The organism is Streptomyces durocortorensis, assembly GCF_031760065.1.
In the GTDB taxonomy this organism is placed as follows: Bacteria; Actinomycetota; Actinomycetes; order Streptomycetales; family Streptomycetaceae; genus Streptomyces.
In genome coordinates this window covers 4505965-4532850 of sequence record NZ_CP134500.1, presented here as the reverse complement: position 1 = coordinate 4532850, position 26886 = coordinate 4505965, and the positions used below count along the sequence as shown (strand labels likewise).

The window sequence follows — 26886 nt, the reverse complement described above, 5'->3', positions numbered from 1 at the left end:
GACGCGCCGCAGCGGAGCACCGGACGTGGTCAGCTGTCCCCGAGTCCTCCGAGGTAGCGGAAGCGGCCCTCCTCCACGCGGATGAGGAACGCGTTGTCCTCCTGCACCGGCGCCGCGGAGCCTTCCCGGAAGGTGAACGTCTTCGACACGCCACGGTGGGAGGTCCGGGGCAGCCTGCGGGCCAGGGCGCGGCGCTCGACGCTCTCCTCGCCGAGCGCGCGCACGGCCTGAGCGATCAGGTGGACCGTGTCGAACGCCTCGGCGGCGTAGAGGGCAGGCGGGTCACCGTAACGCTCCTGGTGAGCCGCGGTGAAGTCCCTGGCCTCGGGCTTGCCGGTCGCGTCGACGACGGCCGAGCCCAGTACCCATCCCTCGGCGGCCGCTCCGGCCTGCTCGGGGAACCCGGGGTCGAGCAGCGCCTGTGTGCCGAGCCTGGCCCCGGTGAATCCCCGCTGCCGCAGCGCGCGGGCGAACCGGGCGCCCCTGGCACGACGGCCACCGAACACCAGCGCGTCGACCCCGTCGTCGAGGAGCTTTCCGACCAGGGGGCCGAAGTCCTCGGTGCTCGTCTCGGCGGTGTGCCGTACCAGTCCGTGTCCGCCGGACTCCATACCGCGGTGGATGCCCTGGAGGACATCCCAGGAGTCGTCACCTGCGGCCTCGTCGTGAACCAGTGCGGTCCGCCGGGCGCCGACCTCGCCGACCAGGTGGGCGATCAGCACCAGTGCCGCCTCCGCGTCCGTGGCGCGGGTCCGCAGATACGCAGTGTGCTCGGTGGACGACACCTCTGTGGTGCCCACCGAGACGGATACCAGGGGGAGCTGGGCGGCGCTGTAGGTGCCGACGGCCGCTTTGCAGGTGGTGCCGGTGGTCGGTCCGACCACGGCGAGGACCGAGCGGGCGGCGGTCAGCTCCTCGGCCACCTCCACGGCCCGCGCGGGGTCTCCGGCATCGTCACGGACGGTCAGCGCCAGAGTGAAGGGGCGGTCGGGGCCCGCGTTGAACTGTTCGACGGCGAGCCGGGCGCCCCGTTCCTGAGCCTTGCCGGTGGCGGCGTCCGGCCCGGAGAGGTCGGCGTGCACGGCGATCGTGCGGCGCGGGGGGACCCGCGACGGCCCACGGCCGGTGTCACGCTGGTCCACGAGGCCGCGCCAGAGGGCGAATCCCCCGGCCGCCAGCACCGCGCCGCCCGCCGAGGCGACGGTCAGGAAGCGTCGGCGGGTCGGGGTGGCGGGGTCGGGCCGCTCCGGCGGGGCGGAGTGTTCGGGGGCGGGGTGTTCGGGGGTGGCGGCCGGGCCGGATGGGGGGTCTCCCGGCTGCGGCGTCCCGGTGGCAGTGGGGTCGTCCTTCTTCGGCCGGGAGATCTCCGTCGGCGGGATTCCCGGAAGGTCGAGCATCGCCGCCGCACGGGCGGTGACCAGCCGGAGAACCGGCTCCGGGAGCCATCCGGGGCCCGGAGCCGACAACTCGCCCGGGAGGAGACGGCTCCGCAGCCCGGCGGCGTCGGGGCGCTGTTCGGGGTCCTTGGCCAGGCACTCCTCCAGTAGGGGGCGCAGTTCCTGCGGCACCCCGTCGAGGTCCGGCGCGTCGTGCACCGTGCGGTACAGCAGCACTGCCGGGGGGCCCGAGCCGAAGGGCCGCCGTCCGGTCGCCGCGTAGGCCAGGACACAGCCCAGCGAGAAGACGTCACTGGGCGGGCCGATCACGTCGGCGTCCGCCCGCGCCTGCTCGGGGGAGAGAAAGCCAGGCGACCCGACCACCACATCGGTCGAGGTGAGCGCGGTGTCGTCGAGCGCACGGGCGATACCGAAATCGATCAACCGCGGCCCGTCCAACGCCAACAAAATGTTCGCCGGCTTCACATCACGATGCACCAACCCCGCACCATGCACCGCCACCAACGCCTCCGCGACCATCCCCCCCAACGCCGACACCGCACCCACCGGCAACACCCCACACCCCACCACCGCCTCCTGCAACGACGGACCCGCCACGAACGGCGTCACCAACCACGGCCGCACCGCCCCCACATCCGCATCCGTCACCGCCACAGCCCACCGACTCACCACCCGACGAGCCGCCCCCACCTCCCGCACAAAACGCTCACGAAACCCCACATCACCCGCAAACTCCGCCTGCACAAGCTTCAACGCAACCAAACCACCACCAACAGAACGCCCCAAATACACCACCCCCATCCCACCCGCACCCAACCGCCCCAACAACCGATAACCCCCCACCCACACGGGATCACCCACACCCAGGGGCTTCACAGCTGCCCGATCACGCCGACCACGTCACCGAGGAACCTGAACCCGCCGCCCTCGACGCGGTGGAGGAACATCCCGCTGTTCTCCCTGGTGATGTGGAACCGTCCGGTCTTCCCGTCGATCTCCAAACGCTTGGTGATACCGGGGCGGTCGGCCCTGCGCAGCCGCTCCAGCAGGCGTTCCCGGTCGATGGCGGTGTCACCGGACGAAGCGCGCGGGGAGGGCCTGCCGCTGGACGAAGCGGCCGGGGAGCCGCCGCCACCGGCGATGTCGCGCAGGCTGTCGGCCACCAGGCCGACGACGTCGTAGGCCTCCGCCGCGTACGGGGCGGGCGGCGCGCCGAAGCGCCGGCGGTGGGCTGCGGCGAACGTCGCCGCCTCGCCCTTCGCTGTCGCGTCAATGGTGGCGGAGGTGATCAGCCACCCCTCGGCCGCGTCGCCCGCCCGCTCCAGGAAGCGTGGGTCGAGGGCGAGTTCGGTCGCGATGCGCGGGCCGGTGAATCGCCGCCTGCGCAGCTCCTTCGCCACACTCGCGGCCGCGGCCCAGGACCCGGTGAACACCACCGAGTCCACCTTCTCCGCCAGCATGTGAGCGACCACGGGAGCGAAGTCCTCGGTACCGGCGGGCACCACCCGCGGAACCACTTCCTGCTTCTTCCGCAGGGCGGTGAGCGCGATCTGGGTGATCTGCTGGCTGTAGAGGTCGACGGTCCGGTCGGTGATCACACCGGTTCGGCCGATGTCGGACGCCGCCTCGCCGTAGAGACCGATCGCCCACCCCTGACCGCCGGTGGTGGGGCGGGTGTGCAGATAGGTCGCGTGCGGGGTGACGCTGGAGAAGTTCACCTGGGCGGAGACCGAGAGCAACGGCAGCAGCGCCTCGTCGTACACCCCGACGACCGCGCTGACGGCCTCGTCCGTGGTCGGCCCGATCACGGCGAGCACAGAACGGTCGGCGGCGAACTCCTCCGCCACGCGCACCGCTCGCTCCGGGCCGTCGGCGTCGTCGAGAGCCCTGACCTTCAGCCGGAACGGCTGACCCTCACGGGCGTTGAACTCGGCTACGGCCAGCTCCACGCCGCGCTGCTGTGCGCGCCCTGCCCGGCGGTGCTCGCCGGTCAGGGCGGCCTGCACCCCGATCGTGTACGTGCGTGGGGCACCGCTGTCCGCGCCCGTGGTGGCGCCGGGCGACCGCAGCAGCGTCCACGCGCCCAGCCCGCCCCCGGCGGCCAGCACCACGCCACCCGAGACAACGGTCAGAAAGCGGCGACGGCTGGGCCCGGCGGGGGTCGGGCCGTCCACGCCCCTGGTGATCTCGGCCGCCTGCGCCGCCCGTTCGGCCGTGGCCCGCTCACTCCCTCCGGACACCGCGCCACCGTCGACGGGCACCGCGCCACCGTCGACGGGCGCCGCCGGGTCGACGGTGGTGCGCTCGACGTCGGGCAGGGCGAGCATGGCGGCGGCCCGCTCCGCGACCAGTTGGGTCACCTGCTCCGGCAGCCAGGCCGCCACCTCGCCCTGTGGCGTGTCCTGCGCCCACTCGGTGACGATGTCCGCCGGGCCGGGCCGGGCCTTCGGGTCCTTGGCCAGGCACCGTTCCAGCAGGGGGCGCAGCTCCTGCGGCACCCCGTCGAGGTCCGGCGCGTCGTGCACCGTGCGGTACAGCATGGCCTCGGGAGCTCCGCTGCCGAACGGGGGTCGTCCGGTCGCCGCGTAGGCCAGGACGCAGCCCAGCGAGAAGACGTCACTGGGCGGGCCGATCACGTCGGCGTCCGCCCGCGCCTGCTCGGGGGAGAGAAAGCCAGGCGACCCGACCACCACATCGGTCGAGGTGAGCGCGGTGTCGTCGAGCGCACGGGCGATACCGAAATCGATCAACCGCGGCCCGTCCAACGCCAACAAAATGTTCGCCGGCTTCACATCACGATGCACCAACCCCGCACCATGCACCGCCACCAACGCCTCCGCGACCATCCCCCCCAACGCCGACACCGCACCCACCGGCAACACCCCACACCCCACCACCGCCTCCTGCAACGACGGACCCGCCACAAACGGCGTCACCAACCACGGCCGCACCGCCCCCACATCCGCATCCGTCACCGCCACAGCCCACCGACTCACCACCCGACGAGCCGCCCCCACCTCCCGCACAAAACGCTCACGAAACCCCACATCACCCGCAAACTCCGCCTGCACAAGCTTCAACGCAACCAAACCACCACCAACAGAACGCCCCAAATACACCACCCCCATCCCACCCGCACCCAACCGCCCCAACAACCGATAACCCCCCACCCACGCCGGATCACCCACACCCAACGGCTCCATCAGAGACTCCCCGTCGTCATCGTCCCGGCTGTCCCGGCCCCGCCTGCCCCTACGGCTGCCGACGCGTCCACCTGCGCGGGCATGGCGCCCGGCCGGACCGCCCCCGCCCGTAAGGCCGTTGTCGCCCGCGCGGTCATCGCAGCTCCCTCCGGACGTCGGTGAGCATGCTGCCCAGCGCCCCGGAGCCCGTGGCGCTGACGGTCTTCGCGTCGTAGCCGTCGGCGCCCTTGACCGACACCGCGAACACCACGGAGCCGACGCGGTTCGCCGCCCAGAGGTAGGGGTGTGGGCCGCCGTGCACGTCATCCGTGTACCGGCCGACCTCCAAGATGTGGTCCTCGGCGTCGAGGAAGACCGGCTTCTCCCCCAGTGATGCGAGTGAGGTGACGCGTTCGCCACGCCGGGGCCGCTGGTCGGGGCAGCGCAGGGCGTCCTCCAGGAACGTCGCCATCGCCGCGTCGGCGTGCGCGGTGGTCCGGTAGACGGTGACATGAGCGGTCACCCGCAGCGGCCCCCTGCCGGAACCGTCACCGGGCGCCTCGCTCGACCGCGACAGCCCGGCCAGTACCTCGTGCGGCAGGGCCTCGCGCTGCCAGCGGCAGGACCGGTCCAGCACCGGCACGGTCCGCGGTGCGCTCTCGTAGGGGCTCTGCCGGACGAAGTCGGCACCGAGCACGTCGGGTTCGGCGGCGACGGCACGAGCGAGCGCCAGGGCCTCCTCGAACGTGCCCGGCAGGCTTTCAGGGGCGGGCGGCTCCGCCGACCCCGACGGTTGCGGATTCTTGCTCCCGGGTAACGGCACAGACGTCCCCGAGTCACCCCCCGCCCCGGCGGAAGGTGCCGCCGCTCCCCCGTCACCCGGCCTGTCCGCCCCACCGGACGAGCACCCCACCACCAGCGTGATCACGGCCACGGCTGCACCGGCGCAGCGGGCCCCCCGTCGACGAGCCACCGTCGCTCCTCCCGATGCGCAACTGAGGCAGACGCTCTCCCCGCCTCGCCATCGTCCCACTGAGAAGCACGCGTTGAGGGCGGAACGCGGTTCCCGCGGCTCCGTCCGGTGGCGTCAACGCTCTGCCGTACCGATCCGCCCCGCGGCTGCCCGCGTGCGGGCCAGCGCCCTACACGGAACGGGGCGACCCCACGCGGGCGCCCCGTTCATCCGCACGCGGGCGGCCCCACACGGGGCAACCGTCGGCCACGTGTGCCCGCCCTCTCGGCCGACCCGTCCCGCGCCGGCCGGTGGGCGCCGGCTCGCGGGCTCAGCCGAGCGCCGACTTCACCACATCGGCCAGCCGGCCCGCCACCGCGCGCGCCTGCTCGATGTCGGCGGCCTCGACCATGACCCGTACCAGCGGCTCCGTACCCGACTGGCGCAGCAGTACGCGCCCGGAGGAGCCCAGCTCGCGCTCCGCCTCGGCGACCGCCGCGGCCAGCTCGGGCGAGGTGGTCACCCGGGACTTGTCGACGTCCGGGACGTTGATGAGCACCTGCGGGAGGCGCTGCATGACCCCGGCCAGTTCGGCGAGGCTGCGGCCGGTGGCGGCGACCCGGGCCGCCAGCATCAGGCCGGTCAGGGTGCCGTCGCCGGTCGTGGCGTGGTCCAGGACGATGACGTGGCCGGACTGCTCGCCGCCCAGCGCGAAGCCCTCGGCCTTCATGGACTCCAGGACGTACCGGTCCCCGACCGCCGTCTGGACGAGCCGGATGCCCTCGCGCTCCATGGCGATCTTGAAGCCGAGGTTCGACATCACGGTGCCGACAACGGTGTCCTTGCGCAGCTGCCCGGCCTCCCGCATCGCGAGGGCCAGAACAGCGAGGATCTGGTCGCCGTCGACCTCCTCGCCGGTGGCGTCCACGGCGAGGCAGCGGTCGGCGTCGCCGTCGTGCGCGATGCCGAGGTCGGCACCGTGCTCGACGACGGCCGCGCGCAGGAGGTCCAGGTGGGTCGAGCCGCAGCCGTCGTTGATGTTCAGGCCGTCCGGGTCGGCCCCGATGGTGACGACCTCGGCACCGGCTCGCGCGAACGCCTCGGGCGAGACCCGGGCGGCGGCGCCGTGCGCCTCGTCCAGGACGACCTTCAGCCCGTCGAGCCGGTTGGGCAGGACGCCGATGAGGTGGGCGACGTACCGGTCGAAGCCTTCCATGTAGTCGGTGACCCGACCCACGCCCGCGCCGGTCGGACGGCTCCACGGCTCACCGGTGCGGTGCTGCTCGTAGACCGTCTCGATCCGGTCCTCCAGCTCGTCGGCCAGCTTGTGGCCGCCGCGCGCGAAGAACTTGATGCCGTTGTCCGGCATGGCGTTGTGGCTGGCGGAGAGCATGACGCCGATGTCCGCGCCGAGCGCGCCGGTGAGATGCGCCACGGCGGGCGTCGGCAGCACGCCCACGCGCAGCACGTCCACCCCGGCGCTGGCCAGGCCCGCCACGACGGCGGCCTCCAGAAACTCCCCGGATGCCCGCGGATCCCGTCCGACCACGGCGGTCGGGCGATGGCCCGCGAAGGTTCCCGCCTCGGCGAGTACGTGCGCCGCGGCGACCGACAGTCCGAGCGCGAGCTCAGCCGTCAGATCGGCGTTGGCCACACCGCGTACTCCGTCCGTACCGAAGAGTCGTCCCACTGGTGTCCTCCGAGAGTGCTCCGAAACCACAAACCACAGCAAAGCAAAGCAAATGAGTGCCACGAAGAATGCAAAAAGGCAGGTCGGATGGCGTGACACGACCGACCTGAGAGAGGTGCGCGGCGGCGCTCACCGGCCTGCCGTCCCGTGCGGGCCGATGAACGTCTCATGCCGTTATACGCCCGCGAGGGCCGATAAACGAACGCCCCAGCAGCACGGAGTGTGCCGCCGGGGCGAACGTGACAGTCGAGCAGGCGCGATATTTAGCGCTTGCTGTACTGCGGGGCCTTACGGGCCTTCTTGAGACCGGCCTTCTTGCGCTCGACCGCACGGTCGTCGCGGGAGAGGAAGCCGGCCTTCTTCAGCGTGGCGCGGTTGTTGTCCACGTCCGCCTCGTTCAGCGCGCGGGCCACGCCGAGGCGCAGGGCACCGGCCTGACCGGAGACGCCGCCACCCGAGATGCGGGCGATGACGTCGTAGCGGCCGTCGAGCTCAAGCACCTTGAAGGGCTCGTTGACTTCCTGCTGGTGCACCTTGTTGGGGAAGTAGTCCTCAAGGGTGCGACCGTTGATCTTCCACTTGCCGGTGCCCGGAACGATCCGGACGCGGGCGATGGCGTTCTTGCGACGGCCCAGGCCGGCCGCGGGCTGCGGGTCACCGAAGCGGCCCGCGAGGGACTCGCTGGTGTACTCGCCCTCGACGGGCACCTCCGACTCGAAGGTGGTCACCTCGGCGAAGGTCTCTTCGCCCTCGGTGCCCACCGTGTCGCCGGTGGTCGTCTCAACAGTGGTCTCGGCCACGATTCTCCTCAGATCTTTCTGTATGTCTTTGGGGGTGGCCGGAACTACTGCGCGACCTGGGTGATCTCGAACGGGACCGGCTGCTGAGCAGCGTGCGGGTGCTGGTCGCCCGCGTAGACCTTGAGCTTCGAGAGCATCTGACGGCCCAGGCTGTTCTTGGGGATCATGCCCTTGATGGCCTTCTCGACGGCCTTCTCGGGGTTCTTCGAGAGGAGCTCGTCGTAGCGCACCGAACGGAGACCGCCCGGGAAGCCCGAGTGGCGGTACGCCATCTTCTGGGTCTTCTTGTTGCCGGAGAGGTGAACCTTCTCGGCGTTGATGATGATGACGAAGTCGCCCATGTCCATGTGGGGGGCGTAGATCGCCTTGTGCTTGCCTCGGAGGAGGTTCGCGGCCGTGGTGGCCAGACGGCCCAGGACGATGTCCTGAGCGTCAATGATGTGCCACTGGCGAGTGACATCGCCGGGCTTGGGGCTGTACGTACGCACTTCGTAGCCTTCGCTTCTTCAGTGGATGGGGTCCATACACACGACACCTCTGAAGCGATCATGCAGCTGGGGCACACAATGCCGGGAACACCGCCCGTATGCGAGCCACTGGTAACTGCTCCAGAGAACCTACGCAATGGCCTTCGCATGAGAACGACGCAGCCAATACGTATAACAATCGTCGACACTACCCGCCCCGCCCCGGATGGGTCAAAACGCGCCGACCTCCGAGGTCACCGCGCCCGCTGCACCCTCCGCTCGTCCCACACCGGCTCCACCGTCTCCCGGACCACCCCGTCCGAGCCGAAGACCAGATACCGGTCGAAGGACTTCGCGAACCACCGGTCGTGCGTGACGGCCATCACCGTGCCGTCGTACACCTCCAGGCCGTCCTGCAACGCCTCCGCCGACTCCAGGTCCAGGTTGTCCGTCGGCTCGTCCAGGAGCAGCGCGGTGGTGCCCGCCAGCTCCAGGAGCAGGATCTGGAACCGTGCCTGCTGCCCGCCGGACAGCCGCTCGAAGGCCTGGTCACCCTGCCGCTCCAGCTCGTACCGGCGCAGCACCCCCATCGCCCCGCCCCGGTCCTTGGCATGCTCCGACCAGAGGATCTCCACCAGCGTCCTGCCCAGCAGCTCCGGGTGCGCGTGCGTCTGGGCGAAGTGGCCCGGCACGACCCGCGCCCCGAGCTTCCACTCCCCCGTGTGCGCCACCGGCTCCCCCGCCAGCAGCCGCAGGAAGTGCGACTTGCCCGACCCGTTGGAGCCGAGGACCGCGACCCGCTCCCCGTAGTAGATCTCCAGGTCGAACGGCTTCATCAGGCCGGTCAGCTCCAGGCCCTTGCAGGTCACCGCCCGCACCCCGGTCCGCCCGCCGCGCAGCCGCATCCTGATGTCCTGCTCGCGCGGCGGCTCCGGCGGCGGGCCCGCCTCCTCGAACTTCTTGAAGCGGGTCTGCATCGCGTGGTAGCGGTTGGCCATGTCGGGGCTGTTCGCCGCCTGCTGCCGCATCCGCAGGACGAGCGCCTTCAGCCGGGCGTGCTCCTCCTGCCAGCGCCGCAGCAGCTCCTCGAACCGCGCGAACCGCTCCTTGCGCGCCTGGTGGTACGTGGCGAAGCCGCCACCGTGCACCCATACGTCGCTGCCCGCCGCGCTCGGCTCGACGCTGACGATCTTCTCGGCGGCCCGGGAGAGCAGCTCCCGGTCGTGGGAGACGAAGAGGACCGTCTTACGGGTCTCCTTCAGCTTCTCCTCCAGCCACCGCTTGCCCGGCACGTCCAGATAGTTGTCCGGCTCGTCGAGCAGCAGCACCTCGTCGGGCCCGCGCAGCAGCGCCTCCAGCACCAGCCGCTTCTGCTCACCGCCGCTGAGCGTGCGCACCTCGCGCCACTGCGCCTTCTCGTACGGGACGCCCAGCGCGGCCGTCGTGCACATGTCCCAGACCGTCTCGGCCTCGTAGCCGCGCGCCTCGGCCCAGTCGCTCAGCGCCTGCGCGTACGCCATCTGCGCGGCCTCGTCGTCGACGGTGAGGATCTTCTCCTCGGCCGCGTCGACCGCCTTCGCCGCCTCCCGGACGCGCGGCTGGGAGACGGAGACCAGGAGGTCCCGTACGGTCCGCTCGTCCCGCACCGAGCCCACGAACTGCGGCATCACCCCCAGCCCGCCGCTCACCGAGACCGAGCCGCCGTGCGGCTGGAGCTCCCCCGCCAGCAGCCGCAGCAGCGTCGTCTTCCCCGCCCCGTTCGCCCCGACGAGGGCGACGACGGCTCCGTCGGCCACCCGGAACGAGGCGTCGCCGAGCAGCACCCGCCCGTCCGGTAGGTAGTACTCCAGGTGGCCCGCTTCGAGATGTCCCATACCGAGCATTGTCACGGTCGGCGAAGCCCTGGCCCAACCGGATTATCAAAGCCCTAAACTGCGCGCATGAGCTTTGGGCAAGGGGGGGCCTCCTGGGGGCCCGGGGGCGGCGGAACTCCGGACTGGGCGGCGCTGGCGGAGGAGTCCGCGGCGCGCTCCCGCCGCAGGAAACTGATGATGATCGGCGGCGGCGTGGTCGCCACCGTGGCGATCGGCGCGATCGTGACGACGGCCGTCGTCACCACGAACGGCGGCGGCAAGGGCGACTCCGACAAGAGCGCGAGCCGACTGCCCGCCCCCGCCGACCTGCCCGAGGACACCTCGGCGCCCGCGCCCTCCTTCTCCTCGGTCGCGCCGCCGCCCCCGCCGGACCCCAAGGACTACATATCCAGCGCCGCCAAGGACAAGGCGCCGATCACCGTCGACGGCTTCTTCCCCGGCAAGAAGCTCACCATGGGCGACCGCGTCCACCTCAAGGGCGCGACGAACCGCACCACGAACTGCGCGTCGGGCACCCAGGGCGCCCTCGGCGCGATCCTCGCGAACAACGGCTGCCGGCAGCTCATCCGCGCCACCTACCGCAAGGACGGGGTGGCCGTCACCGTCGGCATCGCCGTCTTCGACACGGAGTCCCGCGCGAAGAAGACCGTCGACCAGGCCGAGGGCGGCCTCGCCTCGCTCAGCGGCGGAGGCGTCGACACCTTCTGCCGCGGCGGCACGGTCTGCCGGCGCACCACCAACTCCTACGGCCGGTACGCCTACTTCACCGTCGGCGGCTTCCTCGACGGCAAGCGGGTCACCACCGCGGACAAGAACGTGTTCTCGGTCGGCGACGACCTCACGGACTTCACCTTCCGCCAGATCCACCGCCGCGGCCAGCTCCAGGCCTCCCAGGCTGCCGCGGACCCCAACGGCTGACCGCCCGCGGAAGAACGCCGACTCCCGGGCGCGGGCCCGGGAGTTCACCGCTCAGCAGCACCCCGCCCCCGGCAACGTCCGCACGTTCCGCGCCTCTTCGGCCCGGGCCGCCAGCAAATCGTCCGCCGGGTAAGCCACTTCCTCCAGCGTCAGCCCGTGCGGCCGCACCACGTGCACCCCGGGGTCGCGCACCTTCGCCGCGAGCACCTCGGCGGGCCAGTCGGCCGGACGCCGCCCGTCGCCCACGAACAGCGCCGCCCCGATCAGCGCCCGCACCATGTTGTGGCAGAACGCGTCCGCCTGCACGGTCGCGGTCAGGACCCCGGAAGCCTCCTCCCGTACCCAGCTGAACTTCTGGAGCGTACGGATGGTGGTCGCACCCTCGCGCTTCTTGCAGTACGCCGCGAAGTCGTGCTCCCCGACCATCGGCGTGGCCGCCTCGTTCATCGCGTCCACGTCCAACGGCCGCTCGTGCCACAGCACATGGCCCCGGACCAGCGGATCGACCCCGCCGGGCCGGTCGCCGACCCGGTAGGCGTAACGCCGCCAGAGCGCGGAGAAGCGGGCGTTGAACCCCGCAGGGGCCGGGGCCGCCCGCCAGATCCGTACATCCCGGGGCAGCCGCCCCGCCAGCCGTCGCAGCAGCTTCTCCTCGTGCTCGGCCCACACCTCCTCCGGCAGGTCCACGTGGGCCACCTGGCCGCGCGCGTGCACCCCGGCGTCGGTGCGGCCCGCCACCGTCAGGTCGTACGTCACGGCCGACCGGGTCACGGTCCGCAGCGCGTCCTCGATCTCCCCCTGCACCGTGCGCCGACCGGTCTGCTTCGCCCAGCCGGAGAAGTCCTTGCCGTCGTAGGACAGGTCCAGCCGCACCCGTACGAAACCGGGCTCCGCCTCGTCACTCACCGCGTCATCCTCTCAACTCCCCTGGTCAGCAGAACGGGCCCGCACCGCCCCGAAGGGTGATGCGGGCCCGTCCAGTGGTCGCTAAGACGCTCAGGCGTCCTTCGACTCCGCGTCGTCGGCCTTCTCGACGGCCTCGGCGTCGGCCGCGGGGGCCTCGTCCTTCTTGAGGGCGTCTTCCTTGACCGCGCGCTTCGTGGCGGCCTCGGCCTCACCGGTGGCCTGCTGGGCCACGGTCAGCGCCTCGACCAGCTCGATGACCGCCATCGGGGCGTTGTCGCCACGACGGTTGCCGATCTTGGTGATACGGGTGTAACCACCGGGGCGGTTCTCGTACCGGGGAGCGATCTCGGTGAAGAGCGTGTGGACGACGCTCTTGTCCGTGATCGTCTGGAGCACCAGGCGACGGTTGTGGATGTCGCCCTTCTTCGCCTTGGTGACGAGGCGCTCGGCGACCGGACGCAGGCGGCGGGCCTTGGCCTCGGTCGTCGTGATGCGGCCGTGCTCGAACAGCGACTTCGCCAGGTTGGCGAGGAGCAGACGCTCGTGCGCGGCGCTGCCGCCCAGACGGGCACCCTTTGCGGGACGCGGCATGGTGATTCTCCTTGTGTGCTGCACCGGCCGTATCAGGTACCGGTGTCAGTTCCCGTGAGGCGGACGCCTCCCGGAAGTCGTACGCGCCGACCGGGCTCGATGTCTCAAGCCCACCCGGCTTTCGCCGGACATCAGCCGAAACCGAGCCCGTCCGGCGATTGAGGACAAAGCCTCAGCCCCGGCCCGGAGGCACCCTCAGAACCGGGCACCTCCAGCCGGGAGGCGATCAGTACTGCTCGGTCTCCACGAAACCGGCGTCCGCGTCGTCGTCGGCGCCGAAGGCGTCGGCGGCGGCGGTCGGGTCGAAGCCGGGAGGCGAGTCCTTCAGCGCGAGGCCCATACCGGCCAGCTTCGCCTTGACCTCGTCGATCGACTTCGCACCGAAGTTGCGGATGTCGAGCAGGTCCGCCTCGGAACGGGCCACGAGCTCACCCACGGAGTGGATGCCCTCGCGCTTGAGGCAGTTGTACGAACGGACCGTGAGCTCCAGCTCCTCGATCGGCAGAGCCAGATCGGCGGCGAGCGCGGCGTCCGTCGGGGACGGGCCCATGTCGATGCCCTCGGCGTCGATGTTGAGCTCGCGCGCCAGACCGAACAGCTCGACCAGGGTCTTACCGGCCGACGCCATGGCGTCACGGGGACGCATGGCCTGCTTGGTCTCGACGTCGACGATCAGCTTGTCGAAGTCGGTGCGCTGCTCGACACGGGTCGCCTCGACCTTGTACGTGACCTTGAGCACCGGCGAGTAGATGGAGTCGACCGGAATCCGGCCGATCTCCTGGCCGACCTGCTTGTTCTGGACGGCGGAGACGTAGCCGCGACCGCGCTCGACGGTCAGCTCCATCTCCAGCTTGCCCTTGCCGTTGAGCGTGGCGAGAACGAGGTCGGGGTTGTGCACCTCGACACCGGCCGGGGGCGCGATGTCGGCGGCGGTGACCAGACCCGGGCCCTGCTTGCGCAGGTACATCACGACCGGCTCGTCGTGCTCCGAGGAGACGACGAGCTGCTTGATGTTGAGGATGAGGTCGGTGACGTCCTCCTTGACGCCCGGCACGGTGGTGAACTCGTGCAGGACACCGTCGATCCGGATGCTGGTGACAGCGGCACCGGGGATCGAGGAGAGGAGCGTACGGCGGAGGGAGTTGCCGAGGGTGTAACCGAAGCCCGGCTCCAGCGGCTCGATCACGAACCGGGAGCGGAACTCGTCGACGACCTCTTCGGTCAGCGACGGACGCTGAGCGATAAGCATGTGGTGATCCTTCAGTCGTGGGCACCCACTATTTGATGCCCGACAGATGTAACAAGGGTACGGGCGGTGCGCCCCATATGAGGCGCACCGCCCGGACCCGGCGCTACTGACGCACGGCCGTCACCGGCCGTCGCGGATCAGACGCGGCGACGCTTCGGCGGACGGCAGCCGTTGTGCGGCGTCGGGGTGACGTCCTGGATCGAACCGACCTCCAGGCCGGTGGCCTGGAGCGAGCGGATCGCGGTCTCACGGCCGGAGCCGGGACCCTTGACGAAGACGTCGACCTTGCGCATGCCGTGCTCCTGCGCGCGGCGGGCGGCCGACTCGGCGGCCATCTGCGCGGCGAAGGGGGTGGACTTGCGCGAGCCCTTGAAGCCGACGTGGCCGGCGGAGGCCCAGGAGATCACGTTGCCCGAGGGGTCCGTGATCGAGACGATGGTGTTGTTGAACGTGCTCTTGATGTGCGCGTGGCCGTGAGCGACGTTCTTCTTTTCCTTGCGACGCACCTTCTTGGCTGCGCCCTGACGACCCTTGGGGGGCATGTCTTGACTCCAGATGGAGAGGGGAGGTGATCGGTCCTACAGCGAAGACCGCTGGTTGCTGCGGTGGTCCGGCGAACCGGATTACGCAGTGCGTCCGCTGAGGACTACTTCTTGCCCGGCTTCTTCTTACCGGCGATGGCGCGACGCGGGCCCTTGCGGGTACGCGCGTTCGTGCTGGTGCGCTGACCGTGGACCGGCAGACCACGGCGGTGACGAATGCCCTGGTAGCAGCCGATCTCGATCTTGCGGCGGATGTCGCCCTGGACCTCGCGGCGGAGGTCACCCTCGGTGCGGAGGTTGGCGTCCACGTACTCGCGGATCTTGACGAGGTCTTCCTCGGCAAGGTCGCGGACGCGGGCGTCCGGGTTCACGCCTGTGCTGGCGAGGATCTCCTTGGACCGGGTGCGCCCGATACCGAAGACGTAGGTGAGGGCAACCTCCACGCGCTTTTCGCGCGGGATGTCAACACCTGAAACGCGTGCCATTCAATGGCTCCAGTTGTTAGATCGGGGGTCTTCCGCAGTGCCACTCCCGACCGCCGACCGCTCCCGTGGAGCAGTGGTACGTCCGGGTCCCCGGCCCCCGCCGGAGGTGTCGTCAGCCGTGGCTTGGACGGGCTCTGCGTATGTACGAATTACGTGCGTCGCGCGAAGAACTGCGAGATGCAGGCGGTCGTGCGTCAGCCCTGGCGCTGCTTGTGGCGCAGGTTGTCGCAGATGACCATGACCCGACCGTGACGGCGGATCACCTTGCACTTGTCGCAGATCTTCTTGACGCTCGGCTTGACCTTCATGGGATGTCAGGTTCTCCGGGTCAGTGCCATCACCCGCCGAAACGGGGTGCCGGCAAGATCTACTTGTAGCGGTAGACGATCCGGCCACGCGTCAGGTCGTACGGAGAGAGCTCCACCACGACCCGGTCATCCGGGAGAATACGGATGTAGTGCATCCGCATCTTGCCGCTGATGTGCGCCAGGACCTTGTGACCGTTCTGGAGCTCCACCTTGAACATTGCGTTCGGGAGGGACTCGATCACGGTGCCCTCAATCTCGATGGCACCTTGCTTCTTGGCCACGCTTCGCCTTTCGAATCGGCTACCTTGATCGACTCTCGCGATCCCTTGTCCTACCTGCGGACACACGGATGCACCAGAGCCGACGAGTCAGTCTACGTCAGCGGACTCCAAAAGACGAATCCGTCAAGTTTGCCCAGCTGGAATGATCCTTAGACCTCCCGCAGGGGTCACATCAGCCCAGGGGGTCCGGAGCCGCCTCGATTCCGTACTCCGCGAGCTTCGCCCTGCCGCAGTCCGGGGCGGTCAGGACCAGCGGCCCCTGCTCGGTCAGCGCGATGGAGTGCTCCCAGTGCGAGGACCAGGTGCCGTCCGTCGTGATGACCGTCCAGTCGTCGCCCAGGGTCTCCGTCTGCGCCGTGCCGAGCGAGACCATGGGCTCGATCGCCAGGCAGACGCCCGGGACCAGCTTGATGCCCTTGCCGCGCTTGCGGGAGACGTAGTTCAGCAGGTGCGGGTCCATGTGCATCTCGGTGCCGATGCCGTGGCCGCCGAAGTCCTCGATGATCCCGTACTTCCCGGTCGCCGGGCGGGGCTGGCGGCGGATGTAGGTCTCGATCGCCCTGGAGATGTCGACGAGGCGGTTGTTCGCCTTCATCGCGGCGATCCCGGCCCACATCGACTCCTCGGTCACCCGGGAGAGCTCGACCAGCTCCGGAGCGTGACCGATGCCCACGAAGGCGGTGTACGCGGCATCGCCGTGCCAGCCGTCCACGATGGCCCCGGCGTCGATCGAGATGATGTCGCCGTCCTTGAGGACCGTCTTCTCGTCCGGGATGCCGTGGACGACGACCTCGTTGACCGAGGTGCAGATGGTCGCGGGGAACCCGCCGTACCCGAGGAAGTTCGACTTCGCTCCGTGGTCGGCGATCACCTTGCGGGCCACCTGGTCCAGGTCCTTGGTGGTGGCCCCGGGAACGGCCGCCTCACGGGTGGCGGCGTGAATGGCAGCGACCACCAGGCCCGCCTCGCGCATCTTCGCGATCTGCTCGGGGGTCTTGATCTGCACCATTGCTCGGCGCCTCTCTGCATCGACGGTGACGGGTACGGCTGGGGCTGCGGCGTATTCAACGATACGGGCGCAAGCAGTCGGCCGCGGCGCCCTGAGGCGCCGCGGCCGGCTTGCACAGCGGGTGGTACGGGGGCGCTCAGCCCTCGGAGGGCTTGTTCAGCGCCTCCATCGCGCGGGCGGTCACCTCGGTGACCTTGCCGAGCGCGGAGATGGTCACCACCAGACCCTGGGCCCGGTAGTAGTCGATGATCGGCTCGGTCTGCGAGTGGTAGACCTCCAGCCGGGTCCGGACCGTCTCCTCGCTGTCGTCGTCCCGCTGGTACAGCTCGCCGCCGCAGGTGTCACAGACACCTTCGGTCTTCGGCTTGTTGTACGTCGCGTGGAAGACGTGCGCGCTGTCGTTGCGGCAGATGCGGCGGCCCGCGATCCGCTTCACGACCTCATCCTCGGGGACCTCCAGGTCGAGGACCGCGTCGAGCTTCACGCCCTCGTCCTTGAGCATCACGTCAAGGGCTTCGGCCTGACCCACGTTCCGCGGGAAGCCGTCCAGCAGGAAGCCGTTCACGGCGTCCGGCTGGGACATGCGGTCCTTGGCCATCCCGATGGTGACCTCGTCCGGCACCAGCTGACCCGCGTCCATGTAGGCACGGGCCTGCTTGCCAAGGTCGGTGCCCTGGCTGATGTTGGCGCGGAAGAGGTCGCCCGTGGAGATGTGCGGAATCGACAGGTTCTCGGCAAGGTACGCAGCCTGCGTTCCCTTGCCGGCACCCGGAGGCCCGACGAGGACGATTCGCATCAGCGGAGGAACCCTTCGTAATTGCGCTGCTGGAGCTGACTCTCGATCTGCTTCACGGTTTCCAGACCCACACCCACGATGATGAGGATGCTCGTCCCGCCGAACGGGAAGTTCTGGTTCGCACCGCCGAAGCCTGCCAACGCCATCGTCGGCACCAGAGCGATCAGGCCCAGGTACAGCGAGCCCGGCCAAGTGATCCTGTTGAGCACGTAGCTCAGATACTCGGCAGTAGGTCGACCTGCCCGGATACCCGGGATGAAGCCACCATACTTCTTCATGTTGTCGGCGACCTCGTCGGGGTTGAACGAGATGGCCACGTAGAAGAAGGCGAAGAACACGATGAGTACGAAGTACGTCGCGATGTAATACGGGTGGTCACCCGTCACGAAGTTGTCCTGGATCCAGGTCGCCCAGCCCGCCTGGGAGTTGGAGAACTGGACGATCAGCGCCGGGATGTAGAGCAGCGACGAGGCGAAGATGACGGGAATCACACCCGCCTGGTTCACCTTCAGCGGGATGTACGTGGACGTACCGCCGTAGGACCGGCGTCCGATCATGCGCTTCGCGTACTGCACCGGGATGCGGCGCTGGGCCTGCTCGACGAAGACGACGAGGCCGACCATCACGAAGCCGATGAGGATGACGGTGCCGAACTCGATCCAGCCGTCGGCCAGCTTGCCGCTCTCCTTGATGGCCCACAGGGCGCCGGGGAACGTGGCGGCGATCGAGATGAACATCAGGATCGACATGCCGTTGCCGATGCCGCGGTCGGTGATGAGCTCGCCGAGCCACATCACGGCGGCCGTTCCGGCGGTCATCGTCAGGACCATGATGATCGTGGTGAAGACCGACTTGTCCGCGACGATCTGGTTGGCCACGGAGCAGTTCTGGAACAGCGCCCCGCTCCGGGCGGTGGCGACGAGGCCAGTGCCCTGGAGGATGGCCAGAGCCACCGTCAGATAACGCGTGTACTGCGTGATCTTGGCCGTGCCGGACTGCCCCTCCTTCTTGAGGGCTTCCAGGCGCGGGATCACGACGGTCAGCAGCTGGAGAATGATGCTGGCCGTGATGTACGGCATGATGCCGAGCGCGAAGATGGTGATCTGCAACAGGGCGCCACCGCTGAACATCTGCATCAGACCGAGGAGGCCACCCGAGTCGGCCTGGTCGATGCATTGCTGCACCTTCGCGTAGTCGACCCCGGGAGACGGGATGTGTGCCCCGAGCCGGTAGATCACGATGATGCCGAGCGTGAAGAGCAGCTTCTTGCGCAGGTCGGGCGTCTTGAACGCTCGGGCGAACGCGGTGAACACGGTGCCTCCTGCGACCCCCGCGCTATGCGTCAGAGGCGACGGGTCTGGATGGGACTGGACGGGATCGGATACAAGGCAGCCCTACATCGTAAGGAGGCCACAAAAGATTAACGGCGCCACCCTACCCGGCCCAGCGCTGAGCAGGAAACACGCGCTGCCTCCCGGTGCAGCGCCCATCACCCGCGCCACGCCGGGAAAGAGCGGCGAAGCCATATCAATTGGGACGTCAGCGTCATCGGGCTCCCCCATCACCGGTACAGGCAACACCCGTTCAACCTTTCCCGAGGCTTTACGGTTCCCGTACAGCGGCACGAAAGGCCCGGGCACGCGGAAAAGCCTGGCCGACCGCCTCCGAAGAGGCAGCCGACCAGGCTCAGTTCTGTCCCGCGGCTCAGACGAGCTCGGTGACCGTACCGCCGGCGGCGGTGATCTTCTCCTTGGCGGAGCCGGAGACGGCGTCAACCGAAACCTGCAGTGCCACGGAGATCTCGCCCTGTCCGAGGACCTTGACGAGGTGGTTGTTGCGCACAGCGCCCTTGGCGACCAGGTCGGCCACCGTGACCTCTCCACCCTCGGGGTAGAGCGTCGCGAGCTTGTCCAGGTTCACGACCTGGTACTCCGTGCGGAACGGGTTCTTGAAGCCCTTGAGCTTCGGGAGACGCATGTGGAGGGGCATCTGGCCACCCTCGAAGCGCTCCGGAACCTGGTAACGGGCCTTCGTACCCTTGGTACCACGGCCTGCGGTCTTACCCTTGGACGCCTCACCACGACCCACACGGGTCTTGGCGGTCTTGGCGCCCGGGGCAGGCCGGAGGTTGTGGGCCTTCAGCGGGCTGTTCTCCGCCATGTCAGTCAACCTCCTCAACCGTCACGAGGTGGCGGACGGTGTGCACCATTCCGCGGAACTCGGGGCGGTCCTCCTTGACAACCGAGTCGTTCAGGCGCTTGAGCCCGAGCGAACGCAGGGTGTCGCGGTGGTTCTGCTTGCTGCCGATGTACGACTTCGTCTGCGTGATCTTGAGGCGAGCCATTACGCACCCGCTCCCGCACGTGCACGCAGCAGAGCCGCGGGGGCGACGTCCTCAAGGGGCAGACCACGGCGAGCCGCGATCTCCTCGGGACGCTGCAGGCCCTTGAGGGCCGCCACGGTCGCGTGCACGATGTTGATCGCGTTGTCGGAGCCGAGCGACTTCGACAGGATGTCGTGAACGCCGGCGCACTCCAGAACGGCGCGCACCGGGCCACCGGCGATAACACCGGTACCGGGGGAAGCAGGCTTCAGCAGGACGACGCCCGCAGCCTTCTCGCCCTGGATCGGGTGAGGGATGGTGCCCTGGATGCGGGGGACCTTGAAGAAGTTCTTCTTGGCCTCTTCGACACCCTTGGCGATGGCCGCGGGAACTTCCTTGGCCTTGCCGTATCCGACACCGACGGTGCCGTCACCATCGCCCACCACGACCAGCGCGGTGAAGCTGAAGCGACGACCACCCTTCACAACCTTGGCGACGCGGTTGATCGCGACGACGCGCTCGACGTACGCGGTCTTCTCGGCGGCGCTGGCGCCACCGTCACGGCCCTTCCGGTCCCGCCGCTCGCCGCCACCGGCACCGCTTCCGCGGCGCTGGGGTCCAGCCATTGGATTTACCTCTCTCTGTTACGTCCGCTGTGCGTAGGAACCGGGGCTTAGAACTTCAGCCCGGCTTCACGGGCGGCGTCAGCCAGAGCGGCAATCCGCCCGGCGTACTGGTTACCACCGCGGTCAAACACGACGGCCTCGACGCCTGCAGCCTTGGCACGCTCGGCGACCAGGGCGCCGACCTGCTTGGCCTGGGCGCTCTTGTCGCCCTCGCCACCACGGATCGAGGTGTCCAGGGTCGACGCCGACGCGAGCGTGTGGCCCGCGATGTCGTCGATGACCTGGGCCACGATGTGGCGGTTGGAACGCGTCACGACCAAGCGGGGACGCTCCGGCGAACCGGAGATGTGCTTGCGGACGCGGATGTGCCGCCGCTTGAGAGCGGCACGCTTGTAAGCGTCGCCCTTGGCGATCTTCACACCGTATGCCATGGCTACTTACCAGCCTTTCCGACCTTGCGGCGGATGACCTCGCCCGCGTACTTGACGCCCTTGGCCTTGTACGGGTCGGGCTTCCGCAGCTTGCGGATGTTGGCGGCTACCTCGCCGACCTTCTGCTTGTCGATGCCCTCGACGCTGAGCTTCGTGGGCGACTCGACCTTGAAGGTGATGCCTTCCGGAGCCTCGATGAGGATCGGGTGGCTGTAGCCCAGGGCGAACTCCAGGTTGGAGCCCTTTGCCTGGACGCGGTAACCGACACCGCTGATCTCAAGCGCCTTGGAGTAACCCGCGGTCACGCCGGTGATCATGTTCGCCACCAGCGTGCGGGACAGGCCGTGGAGGGCCTTGTTCTGACGCTCGTCGTTCGGGCGGGTGACGTTGAGAACGCCGTCCTCGCCCTTGGAGACCTCGATCGGCGCGGCGACGGTGTGCGTGAGGGAACCCTTGGGGCCCTTCACCGCGACCGTACGGCCATCGATGGTGACGTCCACACCGGCGGGAACCTGGATGGGGAGCTTGCCGATTCGCGACATGAGCTTTCCTTCCTTTCCCGACTACCAGACGTAGGCGAGGACTTCCCCACCTACGCCCTTCTTGCCTGCCTGCTGGCCGGTCAGGAGACCGTGGGACGTGGAGATGATCGCCACGCCCAGGCCGCCGAGGACCTTCGGCAGGTTGGTGGACTTCGCGTAAACACGCAGACCCGGCTTCGAGATCCGCTTGATGCCGGCGATCGAGCGCTCGCGGTTCGGGCCGAACTTCAGCTCAAGGACGAGGTTCTTGCCGACCTCGGCGTCCTCGACCTTCCAGCCGGTGATGAAGCCCTCCTGCTGGAGGATCTCCGCGATGTGCGACTTGATCTTGCTGTGCGGCATCACGACGGAGTCGTGGTACGCCGAGTTCGCGTTACGCAGACGCGTGAGCATGTCTGCGATGGGATCAGTCATGGTCATGAATTGGCCTTCGGCCTCTCTCGCCGGGGTTTCCTGTATGCACCATCCCTCTCCCCACTCAGTGGCGGGACGGGTGCGGTGCGGGGACCTACGGCGTAGTAAGTCGGTCTTGGGCGGCAGGCGCCCAACCCTTCAAGCCTACGGCATGAAAGGCGGGGCTCCTGCCGACCAGATGCTTACCGAGAGTCTCCGGGTACTTCCAACGCCCAGGGGGCGAAGGAGAGTTACCAGGAGCTCTTGGTCACGCCCGGCAGCTCGCCACGGTGAGCCATCTCACGAAGGCACACGCGGCAGAGGCCGAACTTGCGGTAGACGGAGTGGGGCCGGCCGCAGCGCTGGCAGCGGGTGTACCCGCGAACGCCGAACTTCGGCTTACGGGCGGCCTTAGCGATCAGAGCCTTCTTCGCCACGGTCAGTTCTCCTTGAACGGGAAGCCGAGGTGACGAAGGAGGGCACGACCCTCGTCGTCGTTGGTCGCCGTGGTGACCACGGTGATGTCCATGCCCCGGACCCGGTCGATCTTGTCCTGGTCGATCTCGTGGAACATGACCTGCTCCGTGAGACCGAAGGTGTAGTTGCCACGGCCGTCGAACTGCTTCGGCGACAGACCACGGAAGTCACGGATACGCGGCAGCGCGAGCGACAGCGTACGGTCCAGGAACTCCCACATCCGGTCACCGCGGAGGGTGACGTGGCAGCCGATCGGCTGGCCCTCGCGCAGCTTGAACTGCGCGATGGACTTGCGGGCCTTGGTGACGGCCGGCTTCTGACCGGTGATCGTGGTGAGGTCGCGGACGGCCCCGTCGATCAGCTTGGAGTCGCGGGCGGCGTCGCCCACACCCATGTTGACCACGATCTTGACCAGACCGGGAACCTGCATGACGTTCTCGTACGAGAACTCCTCACGCAGCTTGCCGGCGATTTCCTCGCGGTAGCGCGTCTTGAGACGCGGCGCAGTGGTGGCAGTCATCAGATGTCCTCACCGGTCCGCTTGGCAACGCGGATCTTGTTGCCCTCGTCGTCAAAGCGGTAGCCGACGCGGGTGACAACCTTGTTGCCGTCCTTCTCCACGACCAGCTGCACGTTGCTGACGTGAATGGGGGCCTCGGTGGTGACGATGCCACCCGTCTGCGAGCCGCGAGCCGTCTGACCGGCCTTGGTGTGCTTCTTGACCCGGTTGACACCCTCGACGAGGACGCGGTCCTGAGCGGGGTAGGCCACGATGACCTTGCCCTGCTTGCCCTTGTCCTTACCGGTGATGACCTGAACCAGGTCGCCCTTCTTGATCTTCATGCTTACAGCACCTCCGGCGCGAGCGAGATGATCTTCATGAACTTCTTCTCGCGCAGCTCTCGGCCCACGGGGCCGAAGATGCGGGTGCCGCGGGGGTCGCCGTCGTTCTTCAGAATGACGGCGGCGTTCTCGTCGAAGCGGATGTACGAGCCATCCTGACGACGACGCTCCTTGACGGTGCGAACGATGACGGCCTTGACGACGTCACCCTTCTTCACGTTGCCACCGGGGATCGCGTCCTTGACGGTGGCAACGATGACGTCACCGATACCCGCGTAGCGGCGACCCGAGCCACCGAGAACACGAATGGTGAGAATTTCCTTCGCACCCGTGTTGTCGGCGACGCGCAGTCGCGACTCCTGCTGGATCACGTCTATCTCCTGATCGTCTGCCGGTTCCCGGCGGGTGCCTCTCCGTTACCGGAGAGGCACCTCACCGAGCCTGGCGGAACTGACCTGAGGGAAACCCCTCAGGAATTACTTGGCCTTCTCGAGGATCTCGACGATGCGCCAGCGCTTCGAGGCGGACAGCGGACGCGTCTCCATGATGAGGACACGGTCGCCGACGCCGGCGGAGTTCTGCTCGTCGTGGGCCTTGAGCTTGTTCGTACGGCGGATGACCTTGCCGTACAGCGCGTGCTTCACACGGTCCTCGACGGCGACGACGACGGTCTTGTCCATCTTGTCGCTGACGACCAGACCCTCACGGGTCTTGCGGAAACCGCGGTCGATCTTGCTGGTCTCAGTCACAGTCTTCTCGCTCATCAGGCGCTCTCCACCGTCTCGATGCCCAGCTCGCGCTCGCGCATCAGGGTGTAGATCCGGGCGATGTCCTTACGGACGGACTTGAGCCGGCCGTGGTTCTCGAGCTGGCCCGTCGCCGCCTGGAAGCGGAGGTTGAACAGCTCTTCCTTGGCTTCGCGGAGCTTGTTGAGGAGCTCCTCGTCGCCCAGCTCGCGCAGCTCGGACGCCTTGGTACCGGCCGACATCACGACTCACCTGCCTCGCGCCGAACGATCCGGCACTTCATCGGAAGCTTGTGAGCAGCGCGGGTAAGCGCCTCACGAGCAATCTTCTCGTTCGGGTAGGACAGCTCGAACATCACCCGACCCGGCTTGACGTTCGCGATCCACCACTCGGGAGAACCCTTACCGGAACCCATGCGGGTCTCGGCAGGCTTCTTCGTCAGGGGACGGTCCGGGTAGATGTTGATCCAGACCTTGCCGCCACGCTTGATGTGACGGGTCATCGCGATACGAGCGGACTCGATCTGACGGTTCGTCACGTACGCCGGGGTCAGCGCCTGGATGCCGTACTCGCCGAACGCAACCTGCGTGCCACCCTTGGACATACCGCTGCGCTTCGGGTGGTGCTGCTTGCGGTGCTTGACCCTACGGGGGATCAGCATTTCGGTCAGGCCTCCGTTCCGGTGCTCTCAGCAGCCGGAGCAGCGGCGGTAGCGTCGGCCTTGGGGGCCTCGGCTGCCGGAGCCGACTGCTGCGGCTTACGGCCGCGACCGCCACGCTCGCCACCACGGCCACCGCGGCCGGCCGGGCGGTCAGCGCCGCCACGAGCCGGACGGTTGCCGGCGCGGGCCGCGGCGTTCTCGGCGCGAACCTCGGCGATGTTCTTGACGTCGCCCTTGTAGATCCAGACCTTCACGCCGATGCGGCCGAAGGTCGTCTTGGCCTCGAAGAAGCCGTAGTCGACGTTCGCGCGGAGCGTGTGCAGGGGCACACGGCCCTCGCGGTAGAACTCCGAGCGGGACATCTCGGCGCCGCCGAGGCGACCGCCGCACTGGATCTTGATGCCCTTGGCGCCGGCCTTCATCGAGCTCTGCATGCTCTTACGCATGGCACGACGGAAGGAGACGCGGGAGGAGAGCTGCTCGGCGACGGCCTGGGCCACCAGCTGAGCGTCCACCTCGGGGTTCTTGACCTCAAGGATGTTCAGCTGGACCTGCTTGCCGGTCAGCTTCTCCAGCTCGCCGCGGATGCGATCGGCCTCGGCGCCACGGCGACCGATGACGATGCCCGGGCGGGCGGTGTGGATGTCAACGCGGACGCGGTCGCGGGTGCGCTCGATCTCGACCTTCGAGATGCCGGCCCGCTCCATGCCCTTCGTCATCATGCGACGAATGGCGACGTCTTCCTTGACGTAGTCCTTGTACAGCTTGTCGGCGTACCAGCGGGACTTGAAGTCCGTGGTGATGCCGAGCCGGAACCCGTGCGGGTTTACCTTCTGGCCCATTACCGGGTTCCTTCCTTGCTGCTGACGACCACGGTGATGTGGCTGGTCCGCTTACGGATCCGGTAGGCCCGGCCCTGAGCACGCGGACGGAACCGCTTCAGGGTCGGACCCTCGTCCACGTACGCCTCGCTGATGACCAGCGAAGAGGCGTCGGTGTGGTCGTAGTTGTGTGCAGCGTTGGCAATGGCGCTGTCCAGCACCTTGCCAACCGGCACGCTCGCGGCCTGCGGGGCGAAACGCAGGACCGCCTGAGCCTCCGTGGCATCCATGCCACGGATGAGGTCCACCACGCGGCGGGCCTTCATGGGCGTGACGCGGATGTACCGCGCCTGGGCCCTGGCTTCCATGGTTGTCCCTTCGGTGTAAGTCATAGTCGTTTCCACCCCGCGCTAGCGGCGCTTCGACTTCCGGTCGTCCTTGACGTGGCCGCGGAAGGTGCGAGTCGGCGAGAACTCGCCGAGCTTGTGGCCGACCATCGACTCGGTGACGAACACCGGGACGTGGATCTTGCCGTTGTGCACCGCGATGGTGTGACCCAGCATGGCCGGGACGATCATCGAGCGACGGGACCAGGTCTTGATGACGTTCTTGGTGCCTGCCTCGTTCTGTACGTCCACCTTCTTGATGAGGTGGCCGTCGACGAAGGGCCCCTTCTTGAGACTGCGCGGCATCTAAACCCGCTCCTAGCGCTTCTTGTTCGTCTTGCGGCGGCGGACGATGTACTTGTTGCTCGCCTTCTTGGGAGAACGAGTACGACCCTCCTTCTGACCCCACGGCGAGACCGGGTGGCGACCACCGGAGGTCTTGCCTTCACCACCACCGTGCGGGTGGTCAACCGGGTTCATCGCGACACCGCGGACGGTCGGGCGAACGCCCTTCCAGCGCATGCGGCCGGCCTTGCCCCAGTTGATGTTCGACTGCTCGGCGTTGCCGACCTCGCCGATCGTCGCGCGGCAGCGCGCGTCGACCAGGCGGATCTCACCCGACGGCATACGAAGGTGGGCCATGGTGCCCTCCTTCGCCAGCAGCTGCACGGAGGCACCCGCGGAACGGGCGAACTTCGCGCCGCCGCCGGGCCGCAGCTCGATGGCGTGGATGGTCGTACCGACCGGGATGTTGCGCAGCGCCAGGTTGTTGCCGGGCTTGATGTCGGCGGTCGGACCGTTCTCGACACGGTCACCCTGCGACAGGCCACGGGGAGCGACGATGTAACGCTTCTCGCCGTCCGCGTAGTGCAGCAGCGCGATACGCGCGGTGCGGTTCGGGTCGTACTCGATGTGCGCGACCTTGGCCGGCACGCCGTCCTTGTCGTGACGACGGAAGTCGATCACTCGGTAGGCGCGCTTGTGGCCACCACCCTGGTGGCGAACGGTCACACGACCGGCGTTGTTACGGCCGCCCTTGCTGTGCAGGGGGCGGACCAGCGACTTCTCCGGCGTGGACCGCGTGATCTCGACAAAGTCGGCGACGCTGGAGCCACGACGGCCCGGGGTCGTCGGCTTGTACTTGCGGATACCCATTTCTCAGTCCTCGTCCGATTCCGGACGACTCGACC

At 68.5% G+C, this 26886-nt stretch carries 35 protein-coding genes; 1 reads left to right on the top strand and 34 read right to left on the bottom strand.

From position 1 onward, the window contains the following. Window positions 1–29: 29 nt before the first annotated feature. From RI138_RS20290 to RI138_RS20260, 7 genes are all read right to left on the bottom strand, one after another. Entirely contained in the window at window positions 30–2273 is a 2244-nt protein-coding gene (locus RI138_RS20290) for an ABC transporter substrate-binding protein (protein WP_449343297.1), read from the bottom strand. Continuing rightward, entirely contained in the window at window positions 2270–4600 is a 2331-nt protein-coding gene (locus RI138_RS20285; protein ID WP_311121061.1) for a bifunctional serine/threonine-protein kinase/ABC transporter substrate-binding protein, read from the bottom strand. Before RI138_RS20285 ends, RI138_RS20290 begins: the two co-directional genes overlap by 4 nt. Before the next feature lie 133 nt (window positions 4601–4733). Further along, the gene (locus RI138_RS20280) at window positions 4734–5402 is read right to left on the bottom strand and encodes a hypothetical protein (RefSeq protein WP_311121060.1); all 669 of its coding nucleotides are present in this window, start codon (window positions 5400–5402) and stop codon (window positions 4734–4736) included. A 460-nt stretch (window positions 5403–5862) separates the two neighbouring features. Next, window positions 5863–7221, bottom strand: a complete 1359-nt coding sequence (gene glmM, locus RI138_RS20275) for a phosphoglucosamine mutase (RefSeq protein WP_096625080.1) — start codon at window positions 7219–7221, stop codon at window positions 5863–5865. A 263-nt stretch (window positions 7222–7484) separates the two neighbouring features. Beyond that, complete coding sequence (gene rpsI / locus RI138_RS20270) at window positions 7485–8021, bottom strand: 30S ribosomal protein S9 (RefSeq protein WP_398863346.1); 537 nt, start codon at window positions 8019–8021, stop codon at window positions 7485–7487. Window positions 8022–8065: 44 nt separating this feature from the next. Beyond that, window positions 8066–8509: a 50S ribosomal protein L13 gene (rplM, locus tag RI138_RS20265; protein WP_096625076.1), complete on the bottom strand. Its 444-nt coding sequence runs from the start codon at window positions 8507–8509 to the stop codon at window positions 8066–8068. Window positions 8510–8742: 233 nt separating this feature from the next. Continuing rightward, a complete protein-coding gene (locus RI138_RS20260; protein ID WP_311121059.1) occupies window positions 8743–10362 on the bottom strand; it encodes an ABC-F family ATP-binding cassette domain-containing protein in 1620 nt (539 codons plus the stop codon). Window positions 10363–10428: 66 nt separating this feature from the next. Between RI138_RS20260 and RI138_RS20255 the strand changes: the two genes are divergently transcribed. Further along, window positions 10429–11280 carry a hypothetical protein gene (locus RI138_RS20255; RefSeq protein WP_311121058.1) on the top strand — a complete coding sequence of 284 codons (852 nt, stop codon included), beginning with the start codon at window positions 10429–10431 and terminating at the stop codon, window positions 11278–11280. 51 nt (window positions 11281–11331) lie between these two features. On the opposite strand, the gene truA is transcribed toward RI138_RS20255, so the two are convergent. From truA to rplB, 27 genes are all read right to left on the bottom strand, one after another. After that, a complete protein-coding gene (gene truA / locus RI138_RS20250) occupies window positions 11332–12186 on the bottom strand; it encodes a tRNA pseudouridine(38-40) synthase TruA (RefSeq protein WP_096625070.1) in 855 nt (284 codons plus the stop codon). A gap of 90 nt (window positions 12187–12276) precedes the next feature. Continuing rightward, the gene (gene rplQ / locus RI138_RS20245; protein WP_311121057.1) at window positions 12277–12777 is read right to left on the bottom strand and encodes a 50S ribosomal protein L17; all 501 of its coding nucleotides are present in this window, start codon (window positions 12775–12777) and stop codon (window positions 12277–12279) included. Between the two features lie 226 nt (window positions 12778–13003). After that, window positions 13004–14026 carry a DNA-directed RNA polymerase subunit alpha gene (locus RI138_RS20240; RefSeq protein ID WP_003966937.1) on the bottom strand — a complete coding sequence of 341 codons (1023 nt, stop codon included), beginning with the start codon at window positions 14024–14026 and terminating at the stop codon, window positions 13004–13006. 137 nt (window positions 14027–14163) lie between these two features. Continuing rightward, a complete protein-coding gene (rpsK, locus tag RI138_RS20235; RefSeq protein ID WP_003956432.1) occupies window positions 14164–14568 on the bottom strand; it encodes a 30S ribosomal protein S11 in 405 nt (134 codons plus the stop codon). 104 nt (window positions 14569–14672) lie between these two features. Further along, a complete protein-coding gene (gene rpsM, locus RI138_RS20230) occupies window positions 14673–15053 on the bottom strand; it encodes a 30S ribosomal protein S13 (protein WP_007446719.1) in 381 nt (126 codons plus the stop codon). 194 nt (window positions 15054–15247) lie between these two features. Beyond that, a complete protein-coding gene (gene rpmJ / locus RI138_RS20225; RefSeq protein ID WP_003956441.1) occupies window positions 15248–15361 on the bottom strand; it encodes a 50S ribosomal protein L36 in 114 nt (37 codons plus the stop codon). Between the two features lie 59 nt (window positions 15362–15420). After that, on the bottom strand, window positions 15421–15642 hold the full coding sequence (gene infA / locus RI138_RS20220) for a translation initiation factor IF-1 (protein WP_003956442.1): 222 nt from the start codon (window positions 15640–15642) through the stop codon (window positions 15421–15423). 172 nt (window positions 15643–15814) lie between these two features. Next, the gene (map, locus tag RI138_RS20215; protein ID WP_311121056.1) at window positions 15815–16651 is read right to left on the bottom strand and encodes a type I methionyl aminopeptidase; all 837 of its coding nucleotides are present in this window, start codon (window positions 16649–16651) and stop codon (window positions 15815–15817) included. Window positions 16652–16787: 136 nt separating this feature from the next. Beyond that, window positions 16788–17447: an adenylate kinase gene (locus RI138_RS20210; RefSeq protein WP_311121055.1), complete on the bottom strand. Its 660-nt coding sequence runs from the start codon at window positions 17445–17447 to the stop codon at window positions 16788–16790. Beyond that, the gene (gene secY / locus RI138_RS20205; protein WP_096625062.1) at window positions 17447–18760 is read right to left on the bottom strand and encodes a preprotein translocase subunit SecY; all 1314 of its coding nucleotides are present in this window, start codon (window positions 18758–18760) and stop codon (window positions 17447–17449) included. Before secY ends, RI138_RS20210 begins: the two co-directional genes overlap by 1 nt. Before the next feature lie 391 nt (window positions 18761–19151). Next, window positions 19152–19607: a 50S ribosomal protein L15 gene (rplO, locus tag RI138_RS20200; RefSeq protein WP_003966942.1), complete on the bottom strand. Its 456-nt coding sequence runs from the start codon at window positions 19605–19607 to the stop codon at window positions 19152–19154. Window position 19608: 1 nt separating this feature from the next. Continuing rightward, complete coding sequence (gene rpmD / locus RI138_RS20195; RefSeq protein ID WP_003966943.1) at window positions 19609–19791, bottom strand: 50S ribosomal protein L30; 183 nt, start codon at window positions 19789–19791, stop codon at window positions 19609–19611. Further along, window positions 19791–20396, bottom strand: a complete 606-nt coding sequence (gene rpsE, locus RI138_RS20190; protein ID WP_096625060.1) for a 30S ribosomal protein S5 — start codon at window positions 20394–20396, stop codon at window positions 19791–19793. Before rpsE ends, rpmD begins: the two co-directional genes overlap by 1 nt. A 47-nt stretch (window positions 20397–20443) precedes the next feature. Then, window positions 20444–20827 carry a 50S ribosomal protein L18 gene (gene rplR / locus RI138_RS20185; protein WP_014047792.1) on the bottom strand — a complete coding sequence of 128 codons (384 nt, stop codon included), beginning with the start codon at window positions 20825–20827 and terminating at the stop codon, window positions 20444–20446. A 2-nt stretch (window positions 20828–20829) separates the two neighbouring features. Then, complete coding sequence (rplF, locus tag RI138_RS20180) at window positions 20830–21369, bottom strand: 50S ribosomal protein L6 (protein WP_003966946.1); 540 nt, start codon at window positions 21367–21369, stop codon at window positions 20830–20832. A gap of 21 nt (window positions 21370–21390) precedes the next feature. Continuing rightward, complete coding sequence (rpsH, locus tag RI138_RS20175; protein WP_003966947.1) at window positions 21391–21789, bottom strand: 30S ribosomal protein S8; 399 nt, start codon at window positions 21787–21789, stop codon at window positions 21391–21393. Between the two features lie 224 nt (window positions 21790–22013). Continuing rightward, window positions 22014–22199, bottom strand: coding sequence for a type Z 30S ribosomal protein S14 (locus RI138_RS20170; RefSeq protein ID WP_003948630.1), 186 nt, complete (start codon window positions 22197–22199; stop codon window positions 22014–22016). Between the two features lie 2 nt (window positions 22200–22201). Then, on the bottom strand, window positions 22202–22759 hold the full coding sequence (gene rplE, locus RI138_RS20165; RefSeq protein ID WP_006126888.1) for a 50S ribosomal protein L5: 558 nt from the start codon (window positions 22757–22759) through the stop codon (window positions 22202–22204). Beyond that, a complete protein-coding gene (rplX, locus tag RI138_RS20160; protein ID WP_003966949.1) occupies window positions 22759–23082 on the bottom strand; it encodes a 50S ribosomal protein L24 in 324 nt (107 codons plus the stop codon). The genes rplE and rplX overlap by 1 nt, the downstream gene beginning before the upstream one ends. Before the next feature lie 2 nt (window positions 23083–23084). After that, a complete protein-coding gene (gene rplN, locus RI138_RS20155; RefSeq protein ID WP_003966950.1) occupies window positions 23085–23453 on the bottom strand; it encodes a 50S ribosomal protein L14 in 369 nt (122 codons plus the stop codon). Between the two features lie 105 nt (window positions 23454–23558). Next, window positions 23559–23846, bottom strand: a complete 288-nt coding sequence (rpsQ, locus tag RI138_RS20150) for a 30S ribosomal protein S17 (RefSeq protein WP_096625056.1) — start codon at window positions 23844–23846, stop codon at window positions 23559–23561. After that, on the bottom strand, window positions 23846–24070 hold the full coding sequence (gene rpmC, locus RI138_RS20145; protein ID WP_003966952.1) for a 50S ribosomal protein L29: 225 nt from the start codon (window positions 24068–24070) through the stop codon (window positions 23846–23848). Before rpmC ends, rpsQ begins: the two co-directional genes overlap by 1 nt. After that, window positions 24070–24489 (bottom strand): 50S ribosomal protein L16, encoded by a 420-nt coding sequence (gene rplP, locus RI138_RS20140; protein ID WP_003966953.1) that lies wholly within the window; start codon window positions 24487–24489, stop codon window positions 24070–24072. The genes rpmC and rplP overlap by 1 nt, the downstream gene beginning before the upstream one ends. A 5-nt stretch (window positions 24490–24494) precedes the next feature. Further along, window positions 24495–25331 carry a 30S ribosomal protein S3 gene (rpsC, locus tag RI138_RS20135; RefSeq protein ID WP_096625054.1) on the bottom strand — a complete coding sequence of 279 codons (837 nt, stop codon included), beginning with the start codon at window positions 25329–25331 and terminating at the stop codon, window positions 24495–24497. Beyond that, window positions 25331–25678 carry a 50S ribosomal protein L22 gene (gene rplV, locus RI138_RS20130; RefSeq protein ID WP_004571827.1) on the bottom strand — a complete coding sequence of 116 codons (348 nt, stop codon included), beginning with the start codon at window positions 25676–25678 and terminating at the stop codon, window positions 25331–25333. Before rplV ends, rpsC begins: the two co-directional genes overlap by 1 nt. 42 nt (window positions 25679–25720) lie before the next feature. Continuing rightward, a complete protein-coding gene (gene rpsS, locus RI138_RS20125) occupies window positions 25721–26002 on the bottom strand; it encodes a 30S ribosomal protein S19 (protein WP_003966956.1) in 282 nt (93 codons plus the stop codon). Window positions 26003–26014: 12 nt separating this feature from the next. Then, on the bottom strand, window positions 26015–26851 hold the full coding sequence (rplB, locus tag RI138_RS20120; protein ID WP_003966957.1) for a 50S ribosomal protein L2: 837 nt from the start codon (window positions 26849–26851) through the stop codon (window positions 26015–26017). Window positions 26852–26886: the final 35 nt, after the last annotated feature.

Excerpts from the sequence above, each read along its gene's own strand:
- RI138_RS20285 (WP_311121061.1), bottom strand. The coding sequence starts at position 4,600 with ATGGAGCCGTTGGGTGTGGGTGATCCGGCGTGGGTGGGGGGTTATCGG.
- RI138_RS20260 (WP_311121059.1), bottom strand. The coding sequence starts at position 10,362 with ATGGGACATCTCGAAGCGGGCCACCTGGAGTACTACCTACCGGACGGG.
- RI138_RS20255 (WP_311121058.1), top strand. The coding sequence starts at position 10,429 with ATGAGCTTTGGGCAAGGGGGGGCCTCCTGGGGGCCCGGGGGCGGCGGA.
- rplQ (WP_311121057.1), bottom strand. The coding sequence starts at position 12,777 with ATGCCGCGTCCCGCAAAGGGTGCCCGTCTGGGCGGCAGCGCCGCGCAC.
- RI138_RS20240 (WP_003966937.1), bottom strand. The coding sequence starts at position 14,026 with ATGCTTATCGCTCAGCGTCCGTCGCTGACCGAAGAGGTCGTCGACGAG.
- rpsK (WP_003956432.1), bottom strand. The coding sequence starts at position 14,568 with ATGCCCCCCAAGGGTCGTCAGGGCGCAGCCAAGAAGGTGCGTCGCAAG.
- rpsM (WP_007446719.1), bottom strand. The coding sequence starts at position 15,053 with ATGGCACGCGTTTCAGGTGTTGACATCCCGCGCGAAAAGCGCGTGGAG.
- rpmJ (WP_003956441.1), bottom strand. The coding sequence starts at position 15,361 with ATGAAGGTCAAGCCGAGCGTCAAGAAGATCTGCGACAAGTGCAAGGTG.
- map (WP_311121056.1), bottom strand. The coding sequence starts at position 16,651 with ATGGTGCAGATCAAGACCCCCGAGCAGATCGCGAAGATGCGCGAGGCG.
- RI138_RS20210 (WP_311121055.1), bottom strand. The coding sequence starts at position 17,447 with ATGCGAATCGTCCTCGTCGGGCCTCCGGGTGCCGGCAAGGGAACGCAG.
- rplO (WP_003966942.1), bottom strand. The coding sequence starts at position 19,607 with ATGGCGGAGAACAGCCCGCTGAAGGCCCACAACCTCCGGCCTGCCCCG.
- rpmD (WP_003966943.1), bottom strand. The coding sequence starts at position 19,791 with ATGGCTCGCCTCAAGATCACGCAGACGAAGTCGTACATCGGCAGCAAG.
- rpsE (WP_096625060.1), bottom strand. The coding sequence starts at position 20,396 with ATGGCTGGACCCCAGCGCCGCGGAAGCGGTGCCGGTGGCGGCGAGCGG.
- rplR (WP_014047792.1), bottom strand. The coding sequence starts at position 20,827 with ATGGCATACGGTGTGAAGATCGCCAAGGGCGACGCTTACAAGCGTGCC.
- rplF (WP_003966946.1), bottom strand. The coding sequence starts at position 21,369 with ATGTCGCGAATCGGCAAGCTCCCCATCCAGGTTCCCGCCGGTGTGGAC.
- rpsH (WP_003966947.1), bottom strand. The coding sequence starts at position 21,789 with ATGACCATGACTGATCCCATCGCAGACATGCTCACGCGTCTGCGTAAC.
- rplE (WP_006126888.1), bottom strand. The coding sequence starts at position 22,759 with ATGACTGCCACCACTGCGCCGCGTCTCAAGACGCGCTACCGCGAGGAA.
- rplX (WP_003966949.1), bottom strand. The coding sequence starts at position 23,082 with ATGAAGATCAAGAAGGGCGACCTGGTTCAGGTCATCACCGGTAAGGAC.
- rpsQ (WP_096625056.1), bottom strand. The coding sequence starts at position 23,846 with ATGAGCGAGAAGACTGTGACTGAGACCAGCAAGATCGACCGCGGTTTC.
- rpmC (WP_003966952.1), bottom strand. The coding sequence starts at position 24,070 with ATGTCGGCCGGTACCAAGGCGTCCGAGCTGCGCGAGCTGGGCGACGAG.
- rplP (WP_003966953.1), bottom strand. The coding sequence starts at position 24,489 with ATGCTGATCCCCCGTAGGGTCAAGCACCGCAAGCAGCACCACCCGAAG.
- rpsC (WP_096625054.1), bottom strand. The coding sequence starts at position 25,331 with ATGGGCCAGAAGGTAAACCCGCACGGGTTCCGGCTCGGCATCACCACG.
- rplV (WP_004571827.1), bottom strand. The coding sequence starts at position 25,678 with ATGGAAGCCAGGGCCCAGGCGCGGTACATCCGCGTCACGCCCATGAAG.
- rpsS (WP_003966956.1), bottom strand. The coding sequence starts at position 26,002 with ATGCCGCGCAGTCTCAAGAAGGGGCCCTTCGTCGACGGCCACCTCATC.
- rplB (WP_003966957.1), bottom strand. The coding sequence starts at position 26,851 with ATGGGTATCCGCAAGTACAAGCCGACGACCCCGGGCCGTCGTGGCTCC.